At 43.5% G+C, this 20,967-nt stretch carries 20 protein-coding genes and 1 pseudogene; 14 read left to right on the plus strand and 7 right to left on the minus strand.

Annotated features, from left to right (window positions below; genetic code table 11):
* The first annotated feature begins 75 nt into the window (after positions 1-75).
* The 3 genes from V7K40_RS02650 to V7K40_RS02660 all read left to right on the plus strand — a co-directional run bounded on the left by V7K40_RS02650 (position 76) and on the right by V7K40_RS02660 (position 2,544).
* On the plus strand, positions 76-771 hold the full coding sequence (locus V7K40_RS02650; protein WP_334956453.1) for a cadmium resistance transporter: 696 nt from the start codon (positions 76-78) through the stop codon (positions 769-771).
* Between the two features lie 271 nt (positions 772-1,042).
* A complete protein-coding gene (locus tag V7K40_RS02655) occupies positions 1,043-1,705 on the plus strand; it encodes a hypothetical protein (RefSeq protein WP_334956455.1) in 663 nt (220 codons plus the stop codon).
* A gap of 410 nt (positions 1,706-2,115) precedes the next feature.
* On the plus strand, positions 2,116-2,544 hold the full coding sequence (locus tag V7K40_RS02660; RefSeq protein ID WP_334956457.1) for a DUF202 domain-containing protein: 429 nt from the start codon (positions 2,116-2,118) through the stop codon (positions 2,542-2,544).
* Between the two features lie 8 nt (positions 2,545-2,552).
* Here the strand turns inward: V7K40_RS02660 and V7K40_RS02665 are convergent, their stop codons facing one another.
* The 4 genes from V7K40_RS02665 to V7K40_RS02680 all read right to left on the minus strand — a co-directional run bounded on the left by V7K40_RS02665 (position 2,553) and on the right by V7K40_RS02680 (position 6,840).
* Positions 2,553-3,275 carry a class I SAM-dependent methyltransferase gene (locus V7K40_RS02665; RefSeq protein ID WP_334956459.1) on the minus strand — a complete coding sequence of 241 codons (723 nt, stop codon included), beginning with the start codon at positions 3,273-3,275 and terminating at the stop codon, positions 2,553-2,555.
* A gap of 587 nt (positions 3,276-3,862) precedes the next feature.
* Positions 3,863-4,579 (minus strand): pirin family protein, encoded by a 717-nt coding sequence (locus tag V7K40_RS02670; protein WP_334956461.1) that lies wholly within the window; start codon positions 4,577-4,579, stop codon positions 3,863-3,865.
* A 524-nt stretch (positions 4,580-5,103) separates the two neighbouring features.
* Positions 5,104-5,676, minus strand: a complete 573-nt coding sequence (gene dps, locus V7K40_RS02675; protein WP_334956463.1) for a DNA starvation/stationary phase protection protein Dps — start codon at positions 5,674-5,676, stop codon at positions 5,104-5,106.
* Between the two features lie 114 nt (positions 5,677-5,790).
* Positions 5,791-6,840 carry an aldo/keto reductase gene (locus tag V7K40_RS02680; protein ID WP_334956465.1) on the minus strand — a complete coding sequence of 350 codons (1,050 nt, stop codon included), beginning with the start codon at positions 6,838-6,840 and terminating at the stop codon, positions 5,791-5,793.
* 76 nt (positions 6,841-6,916) lie between these two features.
* On the opposite strand from V7K40_RS02680, the gene V7K40_RS02685 reads away from it, so the two are divergent.
* The 4 genes from V7K40_RS02685 (at position 6,917) to treZ (ending at position 10,723) form a co-directional block, all read left to right on the plus strand.
* Positions 6,917-7,171 carry a hypothetical protein gene (locus tag V7K40_RS02685; RefSeq protein WP_334956467.1) on the plus strand — a complete coding sequence of 85 codons (255 nt, stop codon included), beginning with the start codon at positions 6,917-6,919 and terminating at the stop codon, positions 7,169-7,171.
* 95 nt (positions 7,172-7,266) lie between these two features.
* Positions 7,267-7,872 (plus strand): Uma2 family endonuclease, encoded by a 606-nt coding sequence (locus tag V7K40_RS02690; protein ID WP_334956469.1) that lies wholly within the window; start codon positions 7,267-7,269, stop codon positions 7,870-7,872.
* Between the two features lie 150 nt (positions 7,873-8,022).
* Positions 8,023-8,427 (plus strand): DCC1-like thiol-disulfide oxidoreductase family protein, encoded by a 405-nt coding sequence (locus tag V7K40_RS02695; protein ID WP_334956471.1) that lies wholly within the window; start codon positions 8,023-8,025, stop codon positions 8,425-8,427.
* A 448-nt stretch (positions 8,428-8,875) separates the two neighbouring features.
* On the plus strand, positions 8,876-10,723 hold the full coding sequence (gene treZ / locus V7K40_RS02700) for a malto-oligosyltrehalose trehalohydrolase (RefSeq protein WP_334956664.1): 1,848 nt from the start codon (positions 8,876-8,878) through the stop codon (positions 10,721-10,723).
* 365 nt (positions 10,724-11,088) lie between these two features.
* Here the strand turns inward: treZ and V7K40_RS02705 are convergent, their stop codons facing one another.
* Positions 11,089-11,475 carry a hypothetical protein gene (locus V7K40_RS02705; protein ID WP_334956473.1) on the minus strand — a complete coding sequence of 129 codons (387 nt, stop codon included), beginning with the start codon at positions 11,473-11,475 and terminating at the stop codon, positions 11,089-11,091.
* 6 nt (positions 11,476-11,481) lie between these two features.
* Between V7K40_RS02705 and treY the strand changes: the two genes are divergently transcribed.
* From treY to V7K40_RS02735, 6 genes and pseudogenes are all read left to right on the plus strand, one after another.
* Entirely contained in the window at positions 11,482-14,304 is a 2,823-nt protein-coding gene (gene treY / locus V7K40_RS02710; RefSeq protein WP_334956475.1) for a malto-oligosyltrehalose synthase, read from the plus strand.
* Positions 14,305-14,365: 61 nt separating this feature from the next.
* Positions 14,366-14,548: a hypothetical protein gene (locus tag V7K40_RS02715; protein ID WP_334956477.1), complete on the plus strand. Its 183-nt coding sequence runs from the start codon at positions 14,366-14,368 to the stop codon at positions 14,546-14,548.
* A gap of 465 nt (positions 14,549-15,013) precedes the next feature.
* Complete coding sequence (locus V7K40_RS02720; RefSeq protein WP_334956479.1) at positions 15,014-16,546, plus strand: trehalase family glycosidase; 1,533 nt, start codon at positions 15,014-15,016, stop codon at positions 16,544-16,546.
* A gap of 78 nt (positions 16,547-16,624) precedes the next feature.
* On the plus strand, positions 16,625-16,909 hold the full coding sequence (locus tag V7K40_RS02725) for a BrnT family toxin (RefSeq protein WP_334956482.1): 285 nt from the start codon (positions 16,625-16,627) through the stop codon (positions 16,907-16,909).
* Positions 16,884-17,129, plus strand: coding sequence for a BrnA antitoxin family protein (locus tag V7K40_RS02730; RefSeq protein ID WP_334956484.1), 246 nt, complete (start codon positions 16,884-16,886; stop codon positions 17,127-17,129). The genes V7K40_RS02725 and V7K40_RS02730 overlap by 26 nt, the downstream gene beginning before the upstream one ends.
* Positions 17,130-17,911: 782 nt before the next feature.
* Positions 17,912-18,412: pseudogene (locus V7K40_RS02735) on the plus strand (group II intron maturase-specific domain-containing protein); the annotation flags it as partial.
* An 80-nt stretch (positions 18,413-18,492) separates the two neighbouring features.
* Here V7K40_RS02735 and V7K40_RS02740 read toward each other — a convergent pair.
* Together V7K40_RS02740 and V7K40_RS02745 are read right to left on the minus strand one after the other, a co-directional pair.
* Entirely contained in the window at positions 18,493-18,891 is a 399-nt protein-coding gene (locus V7K40_RS02740) for a hypothetical protein (RefSeq protein ID WP_334956486.1), read from the minus strand.
* 32 nt (positions 18,892-18,923) lie between these two features.
* The gene (locus V7K40_RS02745; RefSeq protein ID WP_334721861.1) at positions 18,924-19,073 is read right to left on the minus strand and encodes a nicotinate phosphoribosyltransferase; all 150 of its coding nucleotides are present in this window, start codon (positions 19,071-19,073) and stop codon (positions 18,924-18,926) included.
* A 453-nt stretch (positions 19,074-19,526) separates the two neighbouring features.
* Between V7K40_RS02745 and V7K40_RS02750 the strand changes: the two genes are divergently transcribed.
* Positions 19,527-20,963, plus strand: a complete 1,437-nt coding sequence (locus V7K40_RS02750; protein WP_334956488.1) for a nicotinate phosphoribosyltransferase — start codon at positions 19,527-19,529, stop codon at positions 20,961-20,963.
* Positions 20,964-20,967 lie beyond the last annotated feature (4 nt).

Here is a 20,967-nt window from a genome sequence, read left to right on the forward strand (position 1 = left end):
TGGATATCGTAAATCCAATCCAAAATCTAAAATCCAAAATTGAATGACCAAGTATGAAAATAAGGACTTCCACAAATGAGCGGTTTAGTAACTGCAATTACCACAGGGATCACAGCATTTAGTGCCACCAACATCGATGATATTGTCATTCTGACGTTGCTTTTTTCACAAATAAATAAAACGTTCCGCAGTCGTCACATCCTTGCTGGTCAGTATCTCGGTTTTGCTGCATTGATCATTGCTAGCCTTCCTGGTTTTTTCGGTGGACTAATCATACCGCAGGACTGGATTAGACTACTTGGTTTAATGCCAATAATCATTGGTATGAGTAGTTTACTAAAACGCGAAGAGGATTCATCAGAGGAAGCCGAAGAAGAAACCGAGCCGTATTGTCCCTCTATAATTGCCAGTTTTTTCTCTCCGCAAACATGCAATGTAGCTGCGATCGCCTTTGCAAATGGTAGTGATAATATTAGCGTCTATGTACCTCTGTTTGCCAATTCTGAATTAGAGAGTCTACTGGTAATACTAAGTGTATTCTTTTCATTAGTAGGTGTGTGGTGTTATACCGCTTATAAGTTAACCTACTTACCTGCGATTGCACAATTTTTAACTGAGAATGGCAATACTTTTGTGCCTTCTATATTGATTGGACTGGGTATATTTATTGTTACAGAAAATGTTACTTTGACTCTTGTATCTGTAGTTTCTAGTTATATATTTTCATTGATTTTAAGTTTCAATACTCAGCCGTCGAGTGAAGAACATTGAAGAAAGAGACTTGGGGACAAGGGGAGTCTTGCAGATGCGGATTGGAACACCACCTGAAGATCAGCCACCAAAAAGTGGTGCTTTTGTATTAAATCCAAGGGTGTAGCCTTACTTGAGGACTCTTAGATAATTTCCCCAAGTCTCCAAATCTGGCCATACCTTGAGTCCTCTTGACAAAAATTTACTATCTAAAAATAGGTACATCATCAATTTTCTACTCAAAATGAATTCTAAACTGCAAATTATATTATCCATCACCAGGAGTCAAAACATGAAAATCTGGAAATTTCTGCTAATTGTCTTGATGATTTTCGCAAATCTCGCCTTTGCTCAACCTTCTTTTGCTGATAGACCAAAATTTAGCAAAAACCCTGACTATATCGAAGTCACTAAAACTCTTAACGAACTCTCTCAGACAAAAGATGCCCAAACTGACGTTGAAGGTCTCACACCAAAAGAAATTCAGAAGAGAATCGAGGAATTAACACTGCAAAAATATGCTTTAGAGACGGGAATCAACTGGGGTCAATGTAACAACCAAACAGGTAATACTATAGCAGTATACGGCAAAAGACCAAATGATGAAGATAATGAAGATGCTGTATATGACAATAATCTGTATTTTCTAGCTAATGGTCAGTCCACTAAAAAGAACTGGGATTGCGATGGGATCTATCTAGGGAATGATATCAAGGTAGCAAATTTTACTTCTAGTTTTAATGGGCAAGGTCAAAAATTAACAGGCCCGGCTGCTCTCAAGATCCTTGATGGAACTCAGTTAGTGATTAAGACAGATCCAGATACTGCTGCGATTGAATTAAATGTTCCGACTGTGAAAGTTCTTAACAGCAATGAGGCTAACTGGTTTATCCCAGATATATCGCAGGCTCTCATAAATACACGAGTTCCTAATGCGCCTAGCAATCAGTCTTGAAATAGAACTGCATAGTCTATTTTGAACGATTGTTCTCAATTTAAATAGAGTAATACCGATTAGCTGTGAGGTTGCATAGTCAGAAGGGGCTTAAGCCCCTTCTGACTATGCCTGATTTTGTGCAGCCTTTTAGAGAATTGGTATAACAGCCAAAATCAGAGAAAAACCTGACTTGCACTAGTGAAAAATCTCTCTGATCTGGGCTGTTCTCTTGAATTTATCTATCCTCAATCTCAGGCTTGTTTTATTTATATATCCGCATTAAAATAAATTTTGAAAAAATGTACAATCACAAGAGGTATATTTCATTAGCGCAAGTATTGTGCTGGGTGCAAGTCATCTGGAAGGAGATTTGCTATTACCTCGGCATTTTTTTAATAAGAGCCGCTTTGGGGATAAGGGTGTTATTCATGCAGTTAAAATTGGAATCTACAGAAGAAGATAAAGATAAAAAAAAGCCAGGACGACTAAATCCGTCCCGAATCCGAGATCACTTGGCAAATGAGCGTACCTACCTCGCTTGGATGCGGACAGGGATCGCTCTTTTAGGTTTTGGTGTCGTCATCGTGCGTTTGCGTGCTTTCCAAGTACCTTTGATACCCCGTCCCGGCAATGGCTGGAAGTTAGGTTTAGTCTTCTCGCTGGTGGGTTTAATCACAGTGTGGCTCTCAACAGGACACTATTTCGCAGTCCGTCGTGATATCGAAGAAGATACTTATGAACCAACAGACCGTTGGGTGCTGCTGTTTAGTCTCGCCGTGATGATTCTCGGAACTGGGGTAATCTATTTTGTTTTTACAACTTCTTTAGATCCATCAAGTCCACTTATGCCTGAGTAACAGTATTTTTAAAACCGTACCTTATACAACTCGAATAATTCCCCTGATTTGTGCGTTGCTATTTTACCACCAGCCGCCTTAATCGTTTTTTCCCACTTAGCCAAAGGTTCTAAAAACACCTCAGCCCCCAAATAGGTTTCCAGAACTGCCCAATCTTCCGCCAAAGGCTGTTCTGGATTGAGAACGTCAAACACAAAATGTCCACCTGGTTTTAACACCCGCTTGACTTCTATCAGTACAGCATCCCAGTATTCGAGTGTAAAATAGCAGCTGAATCCTGTTGCGATCGCTAGGTCAAACTGCTCTGATGAGTAGCTTAACTGATGAGCTGCTCCCAACTCAACACCTTTGAATAGCTTGGAATTCAACTGCGGCCCACGGGAATTAAGGGTATCACGCGCCACATTACTAATTTCTTGCCCATGAAAATATGCTTGCCAATCCCGCCAAGGATAGATTAAAAAGCTGATACCACAGCCGATATCTAAACAGTGCTGGTTTTTTTGAGGTTTAGCAATTTCCCAAAAAGGAGAAGCAATTCTTCCTGAGAAACTACCTGCAATCCACTCGCCAAATATCGGCATCGCCTGGACTTCGGTTGGGAGTTCAAAGGTTTCACCTTGATACTCTCGGTTAAAGCGATAGGCGATTTGGGCTAATCTTTCGTCCCAATTAGTTGATTTGGGTGAAGCAAAGAGATTTTGGAACTGCGAATCGGACTTTTTGGACATTATATTTCTGCTGCTCTTTCTAAGGATTGTATTCAAATTCGCTTTGCGATGGCGTAACCGCCCGCCAGAGGCGATCGCACCCCTATCTAATCATCTGCTGAGGTTTGTCCGACTTTGTAGGTATAGCCAACATCCGAAAAACTGATACTGTAGTAAGTGCGCTTATCCAAACACTGGTTGATAAACTGGCTGAGTTTACGGCTATTGTAGCGACCATCAGCATATTTAATTGTTCGCTTCTGGAATCAAACCATAGTTGCTGCTTACAGTACCAGTTGAATTGCAGTTGTTTTAGTTTTGACTAATGCACCCACAATTTGATGTTGATAAGTGTAATTGTATCCACCGTGCTAATAGCCGTAGTTGGTAATTGGGGTGAGATTGTCAAGCAGAATTTGAATTTCAGTTATCAGAGTTTGAGTTGCTTCCCTTGGTGATTCTTTGTAGACAATTTGTGTTTTTTCAATTTGTTGCTATGCTTAAAAACCGACTAGCAATTCTAAATCAAACGCGCAGAAACAAGATCCCCGACTTCTCAAAGAAGTCGGGGATCTGGGGCTTACAATGCTCACCTTACAGACTTAAGATTAACCCAAATCGAAAAGCAAGATTTCACCGCCGATGTTGGTGCTAATTTCTAGCTGTTCTTCGCCATTTATTTGCACACCATCGCCTGCTCTAAGTTCCTCACCATTCAAGTTAACTATGCCTTGGGCTATTTGTAACCAAGCATAACGGCCAGGTTTGACTTGATAATTAACAACATCACCATCCTCTAAAACAGATGTGTATAAATCAACATCTTGGTAAATTGTCACAGCACCATCGCGCCCATCCCTAGCAGCAATTAAGCGGAGTTTGCCACGCTTTTCTTCTAGAGGAAAAGTTTTTTGTTCATATCTTGGTGTCAATCCTTGTTGCTCAGGAAGAATCCAGATTTGCAGCAAGTGTAGTGGTTCAGTTGGCGAAGGATTAAATTCGCTGTGGCTGATTCCAGTACCAGCACTCATAATCTGTACATCACCGGGATGAATTATCGAGCCAGTACCCAAGCTGTCTTTATGCTCTACTGCACCTTCTAAGACGTATGTGAGGATTTCCATGTCGCGATGACCGTGGGTAGGGAATCCAGCACCAGGGGCCCCACGATCGTCGTTAATCACCCGCAGAGAGCGAAATCCCATACGGTTAGGATCGTAAAAACTACCGAAGGAAAATGTGTGATAACTATCGAGCCAGCCTGTTTGAACGTGACCACGGGCATTGCGATCGTGAATTAAGTGGGTAATTGTATTTTGAGACATAAATTTACCTCGTTGTTAATGAATATTTAGTTAGGAGTCAGTCAATTTTTGATTTTAGATTTTTCCTTCAATTGCCGAAGATATTTTTTAATTCTTCAACCTTGTTTTGAACTATTTCAATAGTAAAGCATGTATATATAAAATGAAAAGTACGCACTTAAAAGTGGCGTACTTACCAAAAAGATACTGTGAGATTTTGATTTAAATCAGTCGTGCTAGTAGGGTGTGTTATGCCGTAGGCTAAGGCATTTTTAATGGTCGCTCGTGCTGTACTTTTAGCAATCACACATTATATATAGCAATCCTATCTGAGTTGTGGAAAATTATTTTATTTAATGAACCAGGACGCATTCGCGCAGCGTCTCGTAGAGAAGGACGCAAAGTGTAGAAAGAGAAAATTTTACAAATGATTTGGGACTGCTATATCAATTCTCGATCAAGATGTCCTATGAAATGGTGCGTTAGGCTAAAGCCGTAACGCACCTTACTACTAATGAGTTAGAAAGCGTATCTCTCAGAAGTGCTTATATTACACCAGCAGGTATCTTTTGAGTTGTAGTAGTATCCGCTTTGCCATTCTCTGCCTTAATTTCTGCTACTTGCAGATGAGCTTCTAAGAACCAGAGTCGTTTGTCAATGGTGCGGGAAATTTCAGTGTAAAGGTCGGCGGTATCAGCATCACCTAAGTCATTAGTTTTAGCGATCGCCTCTCTAATATGTTTAGCATAGGGTGCAAAGCGATCTGCTAAGGCTGTCACATGGTCTTTACCATCCAAAATATCAAAGGGATATTCTGGCAAAATTGAATCACTAGCAGCAGAACGGACTGTTCCTAAGGCATATCCGCCTAAAGCAGTGACGCGTTCCGCAACTAGATCGATGTACTCTTCCAATTCACCAGCAAGTTCATCAAATAATTCATGTAGCTGGTAGAAGTCAGTTCCTTTAACATTCCAGTGCGCTTGCTTTGTCTGGGTTTTCAGATCCAAAGTAGCTGCCAAAGTTTGGTTGAGAATTACTACGATTTGCACTCGCGCTTCCGCGGGAATGTCAATGCGGGTGGGGTACAAACGTGATGAAAGGGTGTTGTCGCTCATGATTCTACTTAATGCCTTTTATATCTAACTTTACAGATAGTGGTTGGCTGTGCAAAACTCTCTGACGATAGATTGAATTAATGCCTGAATGTATCAAGATTTATGACTATTGCCTTAACTGCGATGGTTTTCTATGCTGTGGAATGTACCACCGAAAAGGCGCTCGCGAATTATATCACTCTGCAAAAAGTCATGGGGAAAACCCAGTTCAATTTGACTCACTTCATCTAACCGTTGCAAATGTTCTGGTGAGAGGCTGACATCTAAAGAAGCTAAGTTATCTTGAAACTGAGTTAACTTACGTGCGCCAATAATCGGAATAATCACACCACTTTGAGCGCGTAACCAGGCTAATGCTACCTGTGAGGGTGTGTGTCCAATTTTTTCTGCAACTTCACTGACAACTTGAGCGATCGCTAAATTCTTTTCAGAAACCTCTCCCCCCAAACTCGCAACTCGCCCCTGTTCGTCGCCTTCTTGACTGGGTTTATTGTACTTCCCTGTTAGCACACCACCACCCAAGGGCGACCACGGCGTTACTGCCAAATCAAAGGCTTTAGCCATCGGTAGTAAGTCACGTTCTGGTGTTCGCTGAATTAAACTATACTCAATTTGCAGGGCGACAAACTGCGTCCATCCTTGATATTGGGCGATGGTATTTGCTTGGGAAATGATCCAAGCAGGGGCGTCAGAAATGCCGATGTAATGTACCTTACCTTGACGGACTACATCATCAAGCGATCGCAAAACTTCCTGAATGGGCGTTGTGAAATCCCAAGCGTGCAACCAGAATAAGTCAATGTAATCAGTATTCAGCCGTTTTAGGCTAGCTTCTAGAGACTGGATTAAGTTCTTGCGATGGTTTCCACTGGCGTTAGGGTCGCCCTTGTTGTCACCCATCTGCAAGGGAAAGGAATATTTTGTAGCAACTACAAAGCGTTCCCGTTCTTTAGCAATTAACTCACCGACAATTTTTTCACTGCTACCATCGGTATAACCGTTGGCGGTGTCAATGAAATTACCTCCTGCTTCTACATAGGCATCAAAGATTTTACGACTTTCGTCAGCAGATGCACCCCAACCCCAATCTTCACCAAAGGTCATGGTTCCCAAGGAGAGTTCAGATACTCTTAACCCGCTTTTGCCCAAGAGTTTGTATTTCATGAATATTTTCTCATTAATGAAAAAAACTATCGAATACCATCCCAAAAGCATGATAACTGCAAACCGGGGGTGATGTTTGAGGACAAGTTTTTTAATCTATCTAAATGCAACCTCTTACATTGTGAATGCGACGACTTACATTGTGAATGTGACGCCTTACATTGTGAATGTGATGGCTTACATTGTAAATGCGATGGCTTACATTGTGAATGCGACGACTTACATTGTGAATGTGACGATTTACATTGTGAATGTGACGACTTACATTATGAATGCGACAACCGCCTTGTTAAAAGTAGGCAAACTTTCGCCGTGCTGTACTAATGTATGAGACTGACGCACTAATTCTCTGAAACTCTTATTCCTTGCTGTACTTTGCAACGGCAGTCGCTAGAATAAGCCAAAGTCCAAGTCAAAACAAGACCTATGACCTATACCTCACCTAAACTACTTACCTTTGAGGAATTTATAGCCCAATATGGTGATAATACACGCTACGAACTAATAGACGGACAACTAAGAGACATGGAACCTACAGGGCCACACGAAGCTGTTGCTGGTAGTATTGCTGGTAGAATCTATGTGGAAATTTTTAGTTCTAATTTCAACTGGCTAATACCAAAAACTTGTCTGATAAAATTACCTGCTGCTGAAGCCACAGCGCTGCGTACTGATGTAATTGTTTTAGATAAAGCCGAACTTAGTAAAGAACCGCTCTGGCAAAAAGAACCTATTATTTGTAACGGCAGTACAGTCAAGCTTGTTGCTGAAGTTGTAAGCACAAATTGGCAAGATGATTATGCAATAAAAGTGGAAGAATACGCTTTTCTTAATATTCCAGAATATTGGATTGTGGACTTTCGTGGCTTGGGTGGTTTGCAATTTATCGGTAATCCCAAACAACCCACATTCACCGTTTGTCAGTTAGTTAACGGTGTGTACCAGCAGGAACAATATCGCTTAGGGGATACTATTTCTTCTGATATCTTGCCAAATTTACAACTGAAACTCGACGATATTATGCATATTTAACAAATCAAATTTTGTTTTGGCTGAGGTGAATCGGATTACTTAGCACTGCTTCGGTGAGGACAGAGCGATCGCCACGGTTTTCTAAGCTAGAATACCAAAGTTGTATTGAAATACATTTGACAAGTCAATTGCCAAAGACCCGTTATTTTTATGAATTACTACGTAATCTACGACGGAAATTGTAATCTCTGCGTTACCTTAGTGCGATCGCTAGAATCTTTAGACCAAGGAAAGCTGTTTCGCTACGCTCCTATGCAAGATGAGCAGACACTTTTACGATGGGGAATAACAGCCCAAGACTGTGAACAGGGGATGATTTTAATTGATGCCAATGAACCTCAAAGACGTTGGCAAGGTAGTAACGCCGCAGAAGAAATTGGGCGGTTATTGCCAGCAGGAAGTATATTTGTAGACGCTTATCGAGCATTACCGGGGATAAAGTGGGCAGGCGATCGCTTTTACGAACAAATCCGCGATAACCGCTATGCACTCTTCGGTAAGCGTTCTAATACCTATGAATCGTCATACTGTGTTGATGGTAGCTGCAAGCCGTAAGGACGTATAGGTGTCATTGGTGTCAATCAACTTAAGCCAAAACCCCTTTAAAACCTCGTTTCTAGCTTCTAGCTAGAAATGCTATTCATTGCAGTGCCGCGAATTTGGGAGGCAGCAGCCCCATGAAAAGCATTCCCAGTCGGAGACTCTTAACGAGGGGGCTTCTAACTAAATTTGTCATTAGACAGAATTCGTTTTGGTAAAAAATCCGCCTTCAGGTGCTAGCAAAAAGTCTGCAAGACCAACCATTATGCTATCTGGCGTGTTTGTAAACATTGTACAATCAATGACATTTGCGATAGCCGTTCGCGCTAGCGTCTCCATTGGCCTAGCCTCTCCCTTTGGGAGAAGGAGAAGGCTTAAGCTTCGCTTATCGCTACCGGAAAGGGCGGGTACGCCATCGCGCCACAATTCGGCACAACAAACTGAACTGATGGGAGGATACTGCGTGAGAATTGGTGCTAACTACTTGGGTAACGGAGAGTGTGAGTTTACAGTTTGGTCTCCGCTACTAGATAGCGTCACTGTAAAAATTTTGACGCCAGAACCGCAGTTAATTCCTCTCAAGCCTCAGTCTGAGGGATACTGGCAGATAAAAGTCAACGATGTCTATCCAGGCACGCTTTATCAGTATGTCTTGAATGGTCAAGATACCTTTGCTGATCCAGCGTCGCAGTATCAACCTGAAGGGGTACATGGACCGTCTCAAATTGTCGATCAACACTTTGAGTGGACTGATGAAGGGTGGACTGGCATTCCTGTGGAGTCGCTGATTTTTTATGAACTTCACGTTGGGACATTCACGCCTGAAGGAACTTTCACCGCCATCATTTCCCGCTTACCGGAACTGAGGGAACTGGGAATTAACGCCATTGAAATCATGCCCATCTCCCAGTTTCCGGGAGATACCCATATTGAAGCTTCTTTGACATATCGCAACTGGGGCTATGATGGCGTTTACCCTTATGCTGTCCAAAATTCCTACGGTAGCCCAGCTGACCTGAAGCAACTGGTAAATGCTTGCCACCAACACGATATCGCCGTAGTGCTGGATGTCGTGTATAACCACTTTGGCCCAGAAGGTAATTATATGGCGCAGTTCGCGCCCTACTTTACTAAAACCTATAAAACGCCGTGGGGCGATGCGCTAAATTTTGACGATGCCTATAGTCAGGGTGTGCGAAACTATTTTATTCAAAATGCGCTGTACTGGTTGCGCGAGTTTCACATTGATGCATTGCGGCTAGATGCCGTTCAAGCAATTTACGACTTAGGGGCAAAGCATTTTTTATGGGAACTGGGAGAAGCAATTCATCATTTCTCACAACAAGGGCAAAAATGGAAACGCCATTTAATTGCTGAAAGTGACCAGAATAATCCGCAAATAATTCGTCCGGCAGAATTGGGGGGATATGGAATTGACGCCCAGTGGAGTGATGATTTCCACCATGCATTACACACACTGTTGACAGGCGATCGCCAAGGATATTATGAAGATTTTGGGCAAACTGCTCAGTTGGCGAAAGCTTATGAAGATACTTTTGTCTACGATTGGAAGTACGCACCACATCGTAAGCGGTTTCATGGCGTATCTTGCCGCGATCGCCCTTTATCACAGTTTACAATCTGCATTCAGAATCACGATCAAATCGGCAATCAAATGAAAGGAGAACGCCTTACCCAGCGGATCTCTTTTGAAGGATTAAAGTTAGCCGCCGCCGCTGTGCTGCTGTCGCCCAACTTACCCCTATTGTTCATGGGAGAGGAATACGGAGAAACAGCACCCTTCATTTACTTTGTCAGTCACTCCGATCCTGATTTAATTCAATTAGTTCGAGCCGGACGCAAAGAAGAATTTGAAGCATTTCACTACGCAGATGATCCCCCAGATCCGGAATCGGCAGAAACTTTCCTAAAGTCTAAACTCAATTGGCAGTTACGCAATGAAGGTAAGCACAAAGTTCTGTGGGATTGGTATCGCCAGTTAATTAATTTACGCAAGACGCATCCAGCCCTTTTGAATCAAGACCGCAATTTCATCCAAGCGACTAGCGATAAAGAGAAGGAGTTGGTCATTGTGCGTCGTTGGTGCGAATCAACTGAACTAATATTTGTGATGAATTTCAATTCGTCTCCAATGACAGTGAATTTGCCAATTGGGCATAATGCTCATAAGCTATTAGACTCAGCAGATACCTCATGGTCTGGGCCAGGTTCTGAAGCCGCTGAACATCTGTCTGTGGGCCAAGAAGTGAAAATAAAAGCTACCAGTATAGTCCTGTATGAAAGGGAATGAAGGGAAAAGTTAGAACTTGAACTTTCAAGCCTTACAGAAGTTTTCAGCTAAATGAAGCACAAAAGCTAAATATAACCCCCCACCCCCTTCCCTAGTAGGGAAGGGGAGATTCAAAGCCTATCTCCTTGTAGCAGCTACCGTGTACACACAAGTCATCGAATTACCCAAAACAAAAGAAAAACCTCACCCTGTCTTATCGGACATCCCTCTCCTTAGTAAGGAGAGGGAAGGTTTTGCGTAGCAAGACCAGGGTGAGGTTTCTCAGGAGTGTATGAGACTTAACCAAAAATTGCGTTCAGAAAGGACTTGTGTGTACACCGTAGCCTTGTAGCAGAGAAGAATAGAAGTGAGGTTATCTTATTGGTCTATTCATTTTTAAATCGCTGTAAAGGCTCAACTTCCGACCTCAAAGGCTCAACTGTCAGCTTCAAAGGCTCGACTTCCAGCTTCAAAGGCTTAACTTCCGACCTCAAAGGCTCAACTGTCAGCCTCAAAGGCTCAACTTCCGACCTCAAAGGCTCAACTTCCGACCTCAAAGGCTCAACTTCCGACCTCAAAGGCTCAACTTCCGACCTCAAAGGCTCAACTGTCAGCCTCAAAGGCTCAACTTCCGACCTCAAAGGCTCAACTGTCAGCCTCAAAGGCTCAACTGTCAGCCTCAAAGGCTCAACTTCCAACCTCAAAGGCTCGACTTCCGACCTCAAAGGCTCAAACTCTCCACTTGCTACTTCCCTACCTCTCACTAGAAACAAAAAAATATGCGAATTCCTACCGCAACTTATCGAATTCAGTTTACACCTGAGTTTGGCTTTGACAACGCTAAAGCGATCGCAGCTTATCTAGCAGATTTAGGCATTTCCGATTTATATGCCTCTCCCATTTTCAAGGCACGATCCGGGAGTACGCATGGCTACGATATAGTAGATGCCAATCAACTTAATCCAGAACTGGGAACTAATGAGTCCTTTGATGCATTAGTTGGCGAAGTCCAATCCCTTGGTATGGGCTGGTTACAAGATATTGTGCCAAACCACATGGCCTATACCAGCGAAAACCCTTACTTGATAGATATTTTAGAATACGGGCCAGATTCCAGCTATACCGACTACTTCGACCTTTCTTGGAATGCTCCCTTTGGCGATCGCCAAGAGCGAATCCTAGCACCGCTACTGGGAGATTTCTACGGTGTGTCCTTGGAAAATGGAGATATTCAACTGCAATATGAACAAAACGGTTTAACTGTAAACTATTACAGCTTGAAACTGCCGTTGCGGTTAGAGTCTTACACAAAAGTTATCACTCAGAATCTGGGTAAACTCACGCGCACACTGGGACGCAATCACCCCGATTTTATTAAGCTATTGGGGATTCTATATATTCTCAAAAGTGTGCCCTCAGAGGTTGGGGGAAAACAGCGACAAGACCAAATTGCATTTATTAAAGGATTGGTTTGGGAACTCTACACCACAAACGATGTTATCCGTGAGTTCATTGACGAAAATATCCAAACTTTCAACGGAGAACCAGGCAATTCAGAAAGCTTTAACCTCCTAGATGATTTACTGAATGACCAGTTTTACCGTCTTTCCTATTGGAAAGTTGGGGCGGAGGAAATGAATTACCGCCGTTTCTTTACTGTCAATGAACTGATTTCCGTTAAAGTTGAAGAAGTGCGAGTTTTTAATAACACCCATAACTTAATTCAAAAGCTGGTTGAAGAAGGCACATTTACAGGTTTAAGAGTTGACCATATTGATGGACTTTATAACCCAATCCAGTACCTCGAAAGGCTGCGGGAAAAGACAGGTGATGTTTATATCACGGTGGAGAAGATTTTAGAACTCACCGAAGATTTACCGGAAAATTGGGCAATTGAAGGGACATCTGGATATGACTTTTTGAACTATGTAAATGGCATATTTTGTCAAACAGAAAATAAATCGAAGTTCGATAAAATATACCAGAACTTTATCGGTTCCAGAGTAGATTATGCATCGGTGGTGAAAGATAAAAAGTACCTGATACTGGAAAAGAATTTAGCAGGAGATATCGACAATCTGGCTCTTTTGTTAAAGAATATTTCCAGCAAATATCGCTATGGCAATGATTTTACACTGAATGGACTCAAAAGAGCGATCGCTGAAGTTTTAACACAGTTCCCGATTTATCGGACATACATTACGCCCGATGGAATTGGAGATAGCGATCGCGCTACTATTCAAGAAGTAATTGACCAAGCCAAAGAACAAACGCCCCTGTTATATCATGAATTGAACTTTATTGAAAAGTTAATGCTGCTAGAGTTTGATAATTCTCTTACTCAAACAGAACGCGAACAATGGGTATATTTTGTCTTGCGGATGCAACAATACAGCGGGCCTTTGATGGCAAAAGGCGTAGAAGACACCACATTATATGTTTACAATCGCTTGCTTTCGCTGAATGAAGTTGGAGGTAATCCTGGTCATTTTGGGATTTCAGCAGCCAAATTTCATGCCTTTAACCAACAGCACCAAGCAACCTGGCCTCATACAATGAACACCACAGCCACCCACGACACCAAACGCGGCGAAGATGTGCGCGCCAGGTTGAATGTCCTGTCAGAAATCCCCGATGAGTGGGAACAGCAGGTAAATACTTGGAGCGCCATGAATCAAGGATATCGTAGCGAGGGCTTCACCAACCCCTACGGTGTACGCCACGGGTTTGCTATGCCGGATCGCAACGATGAGTATTTTATCTATCAAACTCTAGTAGGGGCATTTCCCTTTGCAGAAGATGAATATGCATCCTTCATGGAACGGGTGAAAGATTATATAATTAAGGCAATTAGAGAAGCGAAAGTCCACACAGCTTGGTTGCGACCTGATAGCAGGTATGAAGAGGCTTGTACCTCCTTTATTGACAAGGTACTCGACCCTTCGATCTCCGGGGAATTTCTAGAAGCCTTTCGTCCCTTTCAACAGCGAATTGCAGACTATGGTATATTCAATTCCCTTTCCCAAACTCTGCTGAAGATTACCGTACCCGGCGTACCCGACTTTTACCAGGGAACGGAACTTTGGGAACTAAGCCTAGTCGATCCAGACAATCGCCGTCCCGTGGATTTTGAACAGCGACGTACTTACTTAAGCGCCATCCGCGAACAAGTAAAAACAGACATTATCGGACTAATTCAGGAGTTGCTGAACGACAAAACAGACGGCAGAATCAAACTATTTTTAACGGCTCAATTACTCCAAGCCAGAACAAACTATGTCTCATTATTCCAGGACGGTGACTATCTGCCACTAGAAGTTCAGGGAACCTACGCCAATCATATTATCGCCTTTGCGCGGCGGGAAGGGAATCAAACAGCGATCGCGATCGCGCCTCGCTTTTTAACTAGCCTCATCCAGCCTGGAGACAACCCCTTGGGCGAATCAGTTTGGCAAGATACGCACCTGCAATTACCCCCTGGAACTCCCTTCACCTTGAAAAACGTCCTAACTCAGCAACCTTTGGAGGTTACAGAAACATTATCTATCGCAGCAGCCCTCACCCATTTTCCAGTTGCTCTGTTAGTTAGTAGTGCCGAGTAAAACAGGACTTACGCACTGAAAACCTGAAGCCTCGATTCCTCACTCCCCACGCCAGTCGCTCATGGGGAGTCACTGCGTTGGGGAGTGGGCGCGGTCTTCTCCCTACAGCCCTTCCCTAGCGGGACGCCTTGCGGCGAACAGGCATCCTACGGCAGGCGCTAGCCTAGAAGAGGAAACGCCACTCTTGTTAGCAACTGGCATGGAAACCCTCAGACCGCGAACTCGTTGGCAAAGCCTCTGGTAGAGTTGAGGCTGCGCTATGGCGGTATCGTCTCACGCCACTTGACGCTAGTTCGCTCAAGTCGCCACCACCTATACGGCTAGCTCCTCTACTTGGGGAAACCCCAGTTAAGGCAGAGTGGCTCCCCTTCTCACATTAGCCACAGCCTAACGCCTGCCGTAGGATGCCCGAACGCGAACAGCGTCTCCTGTCTTGAGTAAGGGCTGTAGGGAGAAGACTGCGCCCGCTCCCCTTAAAAGGCGGGGATCTATTCTGCCTAAGTCCGATAAAAAAAGAAATCTGTCTCGCCCAGAGAAAACGCCGTAAAACCTCTGCGTTACAACCATTCGCGCAGTGTGTCGCTTAGGATAAGTTCAGATGTCTGACGAGAAACCGCTTCGCATCAACGGCAAAAGCCGCCGTTCATACTTCTCTCTGCGTTAAAAAAATCCGAACTCTTCAACACCCTGTCAAATTGAAAATGATACTATGACCACTCCATCTTCTATCCAAACTCCAGCGTTTACCACCACGCAGATTGATACCCTGCGGGCCCATATCAAAAAAACGTGGAAAACCTTAACGCGATCGCATGAACACTTATTACAATCTGCAAGGGATACCAAACTAGAGCACAAAAAAGATACTTGTTGGATTGTCTACATTTCCCCCTTAGAAGATTCTCCCAAGGTTCAAAGTGTGTTGGAGCGATCGCTATCTCCCAAGGATATGGAATGCCTGGAAATTCGCACTTTGCCACCTGAAGTAGAGGCGATTAAAGATCACGGATTGTTGTACCTACCAGGGTCTTATGTCGTACCAGGTGGTCGCTTTAATGAAATGTATGGCTGGGACAGCTACTTTATATTACTGGGACTTCTGCACGATGGGGAATTAGAGTTAGCGCAAAGCCAAGTAGACCAACTGCTGTACCAGGTGCAGAATTACGGGATCATCCTCAATTCCAACCGGACCTACATGCTGTCGCGATCGCAGCCTCCTGTCCTCAGCATGATGGTTTTGGCATTATTCGAGCACACCCAGGATGAAGAGTGGTTAAAGTCAATTGTACCGCTGCTAGAGCAATTTTACTATTACTGGGTAGTACCGCCCCACCTAAATTCCGCAACAGGCTTATCTAGATTCTATGCTCTTGGGGAAGGACCCGCGCCAGAAGTTGTGTTCTCCGAGCGGGATGAGCAGGGGAAAAGCCACTATGATCGCGTCAAGGAGTACTTTAAAACTTTTGAAGTTGAGGATTATGACGTTAGTCTTTATTACAACCAGGAAACTGACGAACTGACCAGACTATTTTATAAGAGCGATCGCACCATGCGCGAGTCTGGTTTTGATATCACCAACCGATTTGGCCCTTTCAGTGCTGATATCCTCCACTACGCTCCTGTGTGCCTCAACAGTTTGCTGTATCAGGTTGAACAAGACATGGCGCAAATTAAGCATATTCTGGGGAACGAACAATTGGAACAAAAATGGAGCGATCGCGCAGATATCCGCCGCGATCGCATCGATCAATTTCTCTGGGATGAAGAACAGGGACTTTATCTGGACTATCACTTCCAGAGTGGAAAACGCCGCCGCTACGAATTTGCTACCACGTTCTATCCTCTCTGGTTGGGAATTGCTTCTCCAACTCAAGCCAAACGCGTCGTGGGAAATCTCTCTTTGTTTGAAGCCCCAGGTGGAATTTTTACCAGTACTCGTGTCACTGGCAACCAGTGGGATGCTCCCTTTGGCTGGGCACCATTGACGTTAATTGCCGTCCAGGGACTTCACCGCTATGGGTATCATACAGAAGGCGATCGCATTGCCAATAAATTCCTAGCTATGGTAATTAAAGAATTCGGGCGTCACAACACCCTAGTCGAGAAATATGATGTTGAACGCTGTTCTGCCAACGTTTCCGACGAAATCTGCTTTGGATATAGTTCTAACGAAGTTGGCTTCGGCTGGACAAATGGAGTCATTCTAGAACTTTTAGCAGCCTGTGGTAAAAAGGTTTAAATAAAAAAGCGTGAGGAAAAAACTCACGCCCTTATCTTATTTATTACACTTGACTCTATATGGATTATGTATAGTTGAATGAAATTTGAATGGGACAAAAATAAAAACCAACAAAATATCCAGAAACATGGCATTAGTTTTGAAGAAGCTACACAAATATTTGACGGTGTTGTTTTCACCTCAATTGATGAACGCTACGACTATGAAGAAATTCGAGAAATTAGTATTGGCTCAATCCAAGGTGTTGTAATTATTACCGTTGCTCATACAGACAGAAACGGCAAAATTCGATTAATCTCTGCCCGAAAAGCCACCCCCAAAGAAAGGAGAACCTACTATGAGTATCTCGCCCAATCGACTTAAAGAACTCCAAAATATCGCTGATACAGCGATTGATACTTCAGATATTCCTGAATTAGATCAGCAATTTTGGGAAACAGCCAAAATAGTAAAACCTGTTAGCCAAGAAGCCACATTCATTCAACTAGATCAAGATATTTTGGATTGGTTTAAAAGCAAAGGAAAAAGCTACGAATCTCTAATCAACTCTGCTCTCCGCTCTTATATTGAGCATAATTCATAGGCGGTTAGGGGGTTAGGTTTTTCCTGGGCTTTCAGATGAGGTAAGAAGTCACAAAATTGCTGGGTTTGGGCTGGTGAAATATTAAAGGGGAAAGGATAAAACACCTTTCCCCGCATTCCTTCTTTTGGCAAACTACTGGCCTAAATAACTATTCACGCCATCAATTTTATCTTGACAGATGTTAATCCGCTGTTGAAATGCTCAAAGCCTGTATTTGGTTTCAACTGTGAAAACATTGAGTGCGATTCGTTGATTAGTGAATCTCGGTAGCCAGTCCGTAAATAACTAATCCAGCCCGACAGCAGATTACTGTCACCAAGGCTGAACTCTCGGTCAGATGCAGGTGAAAGCCCTGCCAATCAGACTCAGATTTGACTCCTTATCTGCGGACACCGAACAAGCTTGGTTTCTTGTAGAGTGAAGCTGGGAACAGGGGCAACCAGATGACCGTTGCGGGTTGACACTGGCGCTAACAGGGAGTTCCTACGGTGAAATCGAGCCTAGAAAAGCAACCTATTTCAGAGCAGGACGCAACGTCTAAAAACCTGACTCCACAGGAGCTAATTCCCGCGGCGTTTTTTTAATGGACAGCGGTAAGAGTCCAAGGAATCCAGTGGTTGAATTGGCTACACCTAACGGAACAACGCCACATGCTACAACGGGGGGAACCCCCGCAACGCAGTGGCTCATCAATCTCTCCGAGGGAACGAATAAAAACGAACTGTGGGTCTTGGGGCAGTCGAACCCCAGGTAGGCTAGACAAGCAGCGGAAATCCCTCAGTGTCAACAACTCGAATTATGGTACTACCACAAAGGCTATGAAACTAGCTCCGGTAGTCAGAGGATGGAGAAATTACCATAAGTTCTGCAAAATGGACGGTTCCAGGAACTCCCTGCATCACATCCAAAAAAGAGCCTATAAGGTATTTAACAAGGAAAGCAAACAGAACCGCTATTCTACCAAACAATTGGTAGATAAAGCGTTTCCAGCAGTTCCTTACTCCGAAAATAAACACGTCCTTGTCAAAGGAGAAAAATCACCTTTCAACGGAGACATCACTTACTGGAGCGAACGTAACAGCAAGCTCTATGGCGGCAAAACCTCTAAAGCTCTTAAGAAGCAAAACCATAAATGTGCATCCTGCGGCTTAAAGTTCATCGATGAAGAACGAGTTCACTTGCATCACATCGACGGAAATCACGCCAACTGGGAGAAAAATAATCTTGAAGCAATTCATGAGAGTTGCCACCATTACAAGCACATCAGCAAAAGCGCAAGCTAAGAACATCGGGAGCCGGATGCACAGAAATGGGCACGTCCGGATCTAATTGAGAGGTGCGGGAGATAATACTCCCCATCAACTCAACCATTGTAGCAGGTTACATAATCAATAGCTGCCAGACCCTCGCGATAAGTAGTCCAACTAACCAAACACGTTTTTCTTGACGAATAACCCTCAAGAAGTAAATCAGTAACTTCTTTGTACAAAGCATTATCCTTCCACAAACATATCGTAGCTTCAACAGTTGGTAATCCAGGGTTCATTTGAATACATACACCCCTTCCTACTACCACAGGATTTAGATGATATTCCCTAATTGTACCAGTTGCACCTTCCGTTCCGTACCCTGCGGTAACGCTGCGGGAATAGAATGACATTCCTGATTTTTTGACTTTTGCAAAAGGTTTATTAATGAACAACGAGATCCCCGACTTCTCTAAGAAGTCGGGGATCTTAATCTTACGATTTTCAAAAATCATTATTCAAGTTTGATTCCTATATTCAGCACCTATTAAGTATCATCTGTCCGCTTATCGTAAGGCTCACCTGTAAAAGGTTGTACGCCAATAGAAGGATAAGCATCATCTGTAGGGCCAAAAATCCGCATTGCAGCTTCAGAAATATACTGGGTTATGTTCGCAATTATTTTGGAAATAGCCATAATATTGGACTCCTTTTTTCGAGTCGCTTTAATTGTGATACCTATACTCTAATGCTGATATTTTCGACTGGCTCCAATTCTCAATATATTGAGAATATATGCAATGTTTATTCAGATAACTTCGCAATACTTTAGTTAGTCAAAAAGTTTAACTTTTCTTTTTCATTCTAATTGAAACTTATCTATTTCTCCAAATCCTGTCTGGGAAGGAGGCTGGCAAACTTGCCTTGCCTTGGCAAGATATTATTTTCTTTCATTAGCCGGCCGTTAAGATAACATTATTGCTAGCTTTTACTATTAAGAAGGATTAAATATTGTATGAAGCTAGGATTAATGTTACCTATAAACCTACCGTTACACAGCAATCTCTGAAATATACCTGCTAGGAGTTGACATTATTTATGGTAAATATTACCATAATATAGAAGAAGCATCTTGTAAGGAAACTCTTGCATGACAACTTTCTTAGATTTGGACTATGTACATAAACAGCAAAGCCAGCAGAACCAGGAACTAAACTTCTGTGCGGATGACTACAGCTTGCTGACCGATCTTTATCAGTTGACGATGGCAGCTTGTTACACAGGCGAAGGTATAGAACAACAACGGGCAAGCTTTGAATTGTCTGTAAGACGTTTGCCAGAGGGTTTTGGTTATTTAATTGCAATGGGGCTGACGCAGGCATTGGAATATTTAGCCAAATTCCGCTTTAATCCGTCGCAAATTGTGGCATTACAGGCGACGGAAATTTTTGCTCATGCTAGCGATCGCTTTTGGTCACTTTTAGCTGAGGGAAAGTTTACGGGTGATGTTTGGGCAGTACCGGAAGGGACAGCCGTCTTTGCCAATCAGCCACTGTTGCGGGTGGAAGCACCCCTTTGGCAAGCGCAACTAGTGGAAACTTACCTCCTGAATACGATTAATTACCAGACTTTGATTGCCACAAAGGCAGCACGGGTGCGGGATGTAGCGGGGGAGTCAGCAACACTTTTAGAATTTGGGACAAGACGAGCATTTAGTCCGCAAGGGTCTTTGTGGGCGGCGCGGGCGGCGTTGGCAGGTGGCTTAGATTCCACTTCCAATGTGTTAGCAGCGCTACAACTGGGACAACAGCCAAGTGGTACGATGGCACACGCCCTGGTGATGGCGTTGTCAGCAATAGAAGGCACTGAAGAACAAGCTTTTAGTGCATTTCATCGATATTTTCCGGGTGCGCCATTGCTGATTGATACCTACGATACCGTTGCTGCTGCCCAGCGCTTGGCCCAAAAAGTAAATTCTGGGGAAATGCAATTAACAGGAGTGAGATTGGACTCAGGAGATTTAGTTACCTTATCAAAAGAGGTGCGATCGCTCCTTCCTGGTGTGCCAATTTTTGCTAGTGGTGACTTGGACGAGTGGGAAATTGCCAGGTTAAAAGCCGCTGGGACCCAAATTGATGGTTACGGACTGGGAACGCGACTAGTTACAGGTTCGCCTGTAAATGGAGTCTATAAACTTGTAGACATTGATGGTATCCCAGTGATGAAGCAGTCGAGTGGTAAGGTTACTTATCCAGGGCGCAAGCAGATTTTTCGCTCGTTTACGGGAGGTAAGGTAAAAGCAGATAGGTTGGGACTCTTAGGTGAAAGTCCTCTGGACGAAGAATCTTTGTTGCAGTTGGTAGTGCAAGAAGGTGAACGGGTGCAACCACTGGAATCTTTGGCAACAATTCGTCAGCGTACCGCCGCCTCAGTTGCTAGTTTGCCACAACAGACACGGCGTTTGGATCATCCTATGGCGGTGCAGGTGGAGATTTCTGAAGGGTTACGGGTGTTGACTGAAGAAACTAAGAAACGAACCGCCAAGGACGCATTCGCGCAGCGTCTCGTAGAGAAGGACGCAAAGTAAGATG

This window comes from Nostoc sp., assembly GCF_036917195.1.
Lineage (GTDB): Bacteria > Cyanobacteriota > Cyanobacteriia > Cyanobacteriales > Nostocaceae > Nostoc.

Coding starts and splice junctions, on each gene's coding strand:
- V7K40_RS02690 (WP_334956469.1), top strand. CDS start 7,267: ATGACCTATACCTCACCTAAACTACTTACCTTTGAGGAATTTATAGCC.
- V7K40_RS02720 (WP_334956479.1), top strand. CDS start 15,014: ATGACCACTCCATCTTCTATCCAAACTCCAGCGTTTACCACCACGCAG.
- V7K40_RS02715 (WP_334956477.1), top strand. CDS start 14,366: ATGGGGAGTCACTGCGTTGGGGAGTGGGCGCGGTCTTCTCCCTACAGC.
- V7K40_RS02670 (WP_334956461.1), bottom strand. CDS start 4,579: ATGTCTCAAAATACAATTACCCACTTAATTCACGATCGCAATGCCCGT.
- V7K40_RS02655 (WP_334956455.1), top strand. CDS start 1,043: ATGAAAATCTGGAAATTTCTGCTAATTGTCTTGATGATTTTCGCAAAT.
- V7K40_RS02660 (WP_334956457.1), top strand. CDS start 2,116: ATGCAGTTAAAATTGGAATCTACAGAAGAAGATAAAGATAAAAAAAAG.
- dps (WP_334956463.1), bottom strand. CDS start 5,676: ATGAGCGACAACACCCTTTCATCACGTTTGTACCCCACCCGCATTGAC.
- V7K40_RS02680 (WP_334956465.1), bottom strand. CDS start 6,840: ATGAAATACAAACTCTTGGGCAAAAGCGGGTTAAGAGTATCTGAACTC.
- V7K40_RS02740 (WP_334956486.1), bottom strand. CDS start 18,891: ATGATTTTTGAAAATCGTAAGATTAAGATCCCCGACTTCTTAGAGAAG.
- V7K40_RS02750 (WP_334956488.1), top strand. CDS start 19,527: ATGACAACTTTCTTAGATTTGGACTATGTACATAAACAGCAAAGCCAG.
- V7K40_RS02650 (WP_334956453.1), top strand. CDS start 76: ATGAGCGGTTTAGTAACTGCAATTACCACAGGGATCACAGCATTTAGT.
- V7K40_RS02730 (WP_334956484.1), top strand. CDS start 16,884: ATGAGTATCTCGCCCAATCGACTTAAAGAACTCCAAAATATCGCTGAT.
- V7K40_RS02745 (WP_334721861.1), bottom strand. CDS start 19,073: ATGGCTATTTCCAAAATAATTGCGAACATAACCCAGTATATTTCTGAA.
- V7K40_RS02695 (WP_334956471.1), top strand. CDS start 8,023: ATGAATTACTACGTAATCTACGACGGAAATTGTAATCTCTGCGTTACC.
- treY (WP_334956475.1), top strand. CDS start 11,482: ATGCGAATTCCTACCGCAACTTATCGAATTCAGTTTACACCTGAGTTT.
- V7K40_RS02665 (WP_334956459.1), bottom strand. CDS start 3,275: ATGTCCAAAAAGTCCGATTCGCAGTTCCAAAATCTCTTTGCTTCACCC.
- V7K40_RS02725 (WP_334956482.1), top strand. CDS start 16,625: ATGAAATTTGAATGGGACAAAAATAAAAACCAACAAAATATCCAGAAA.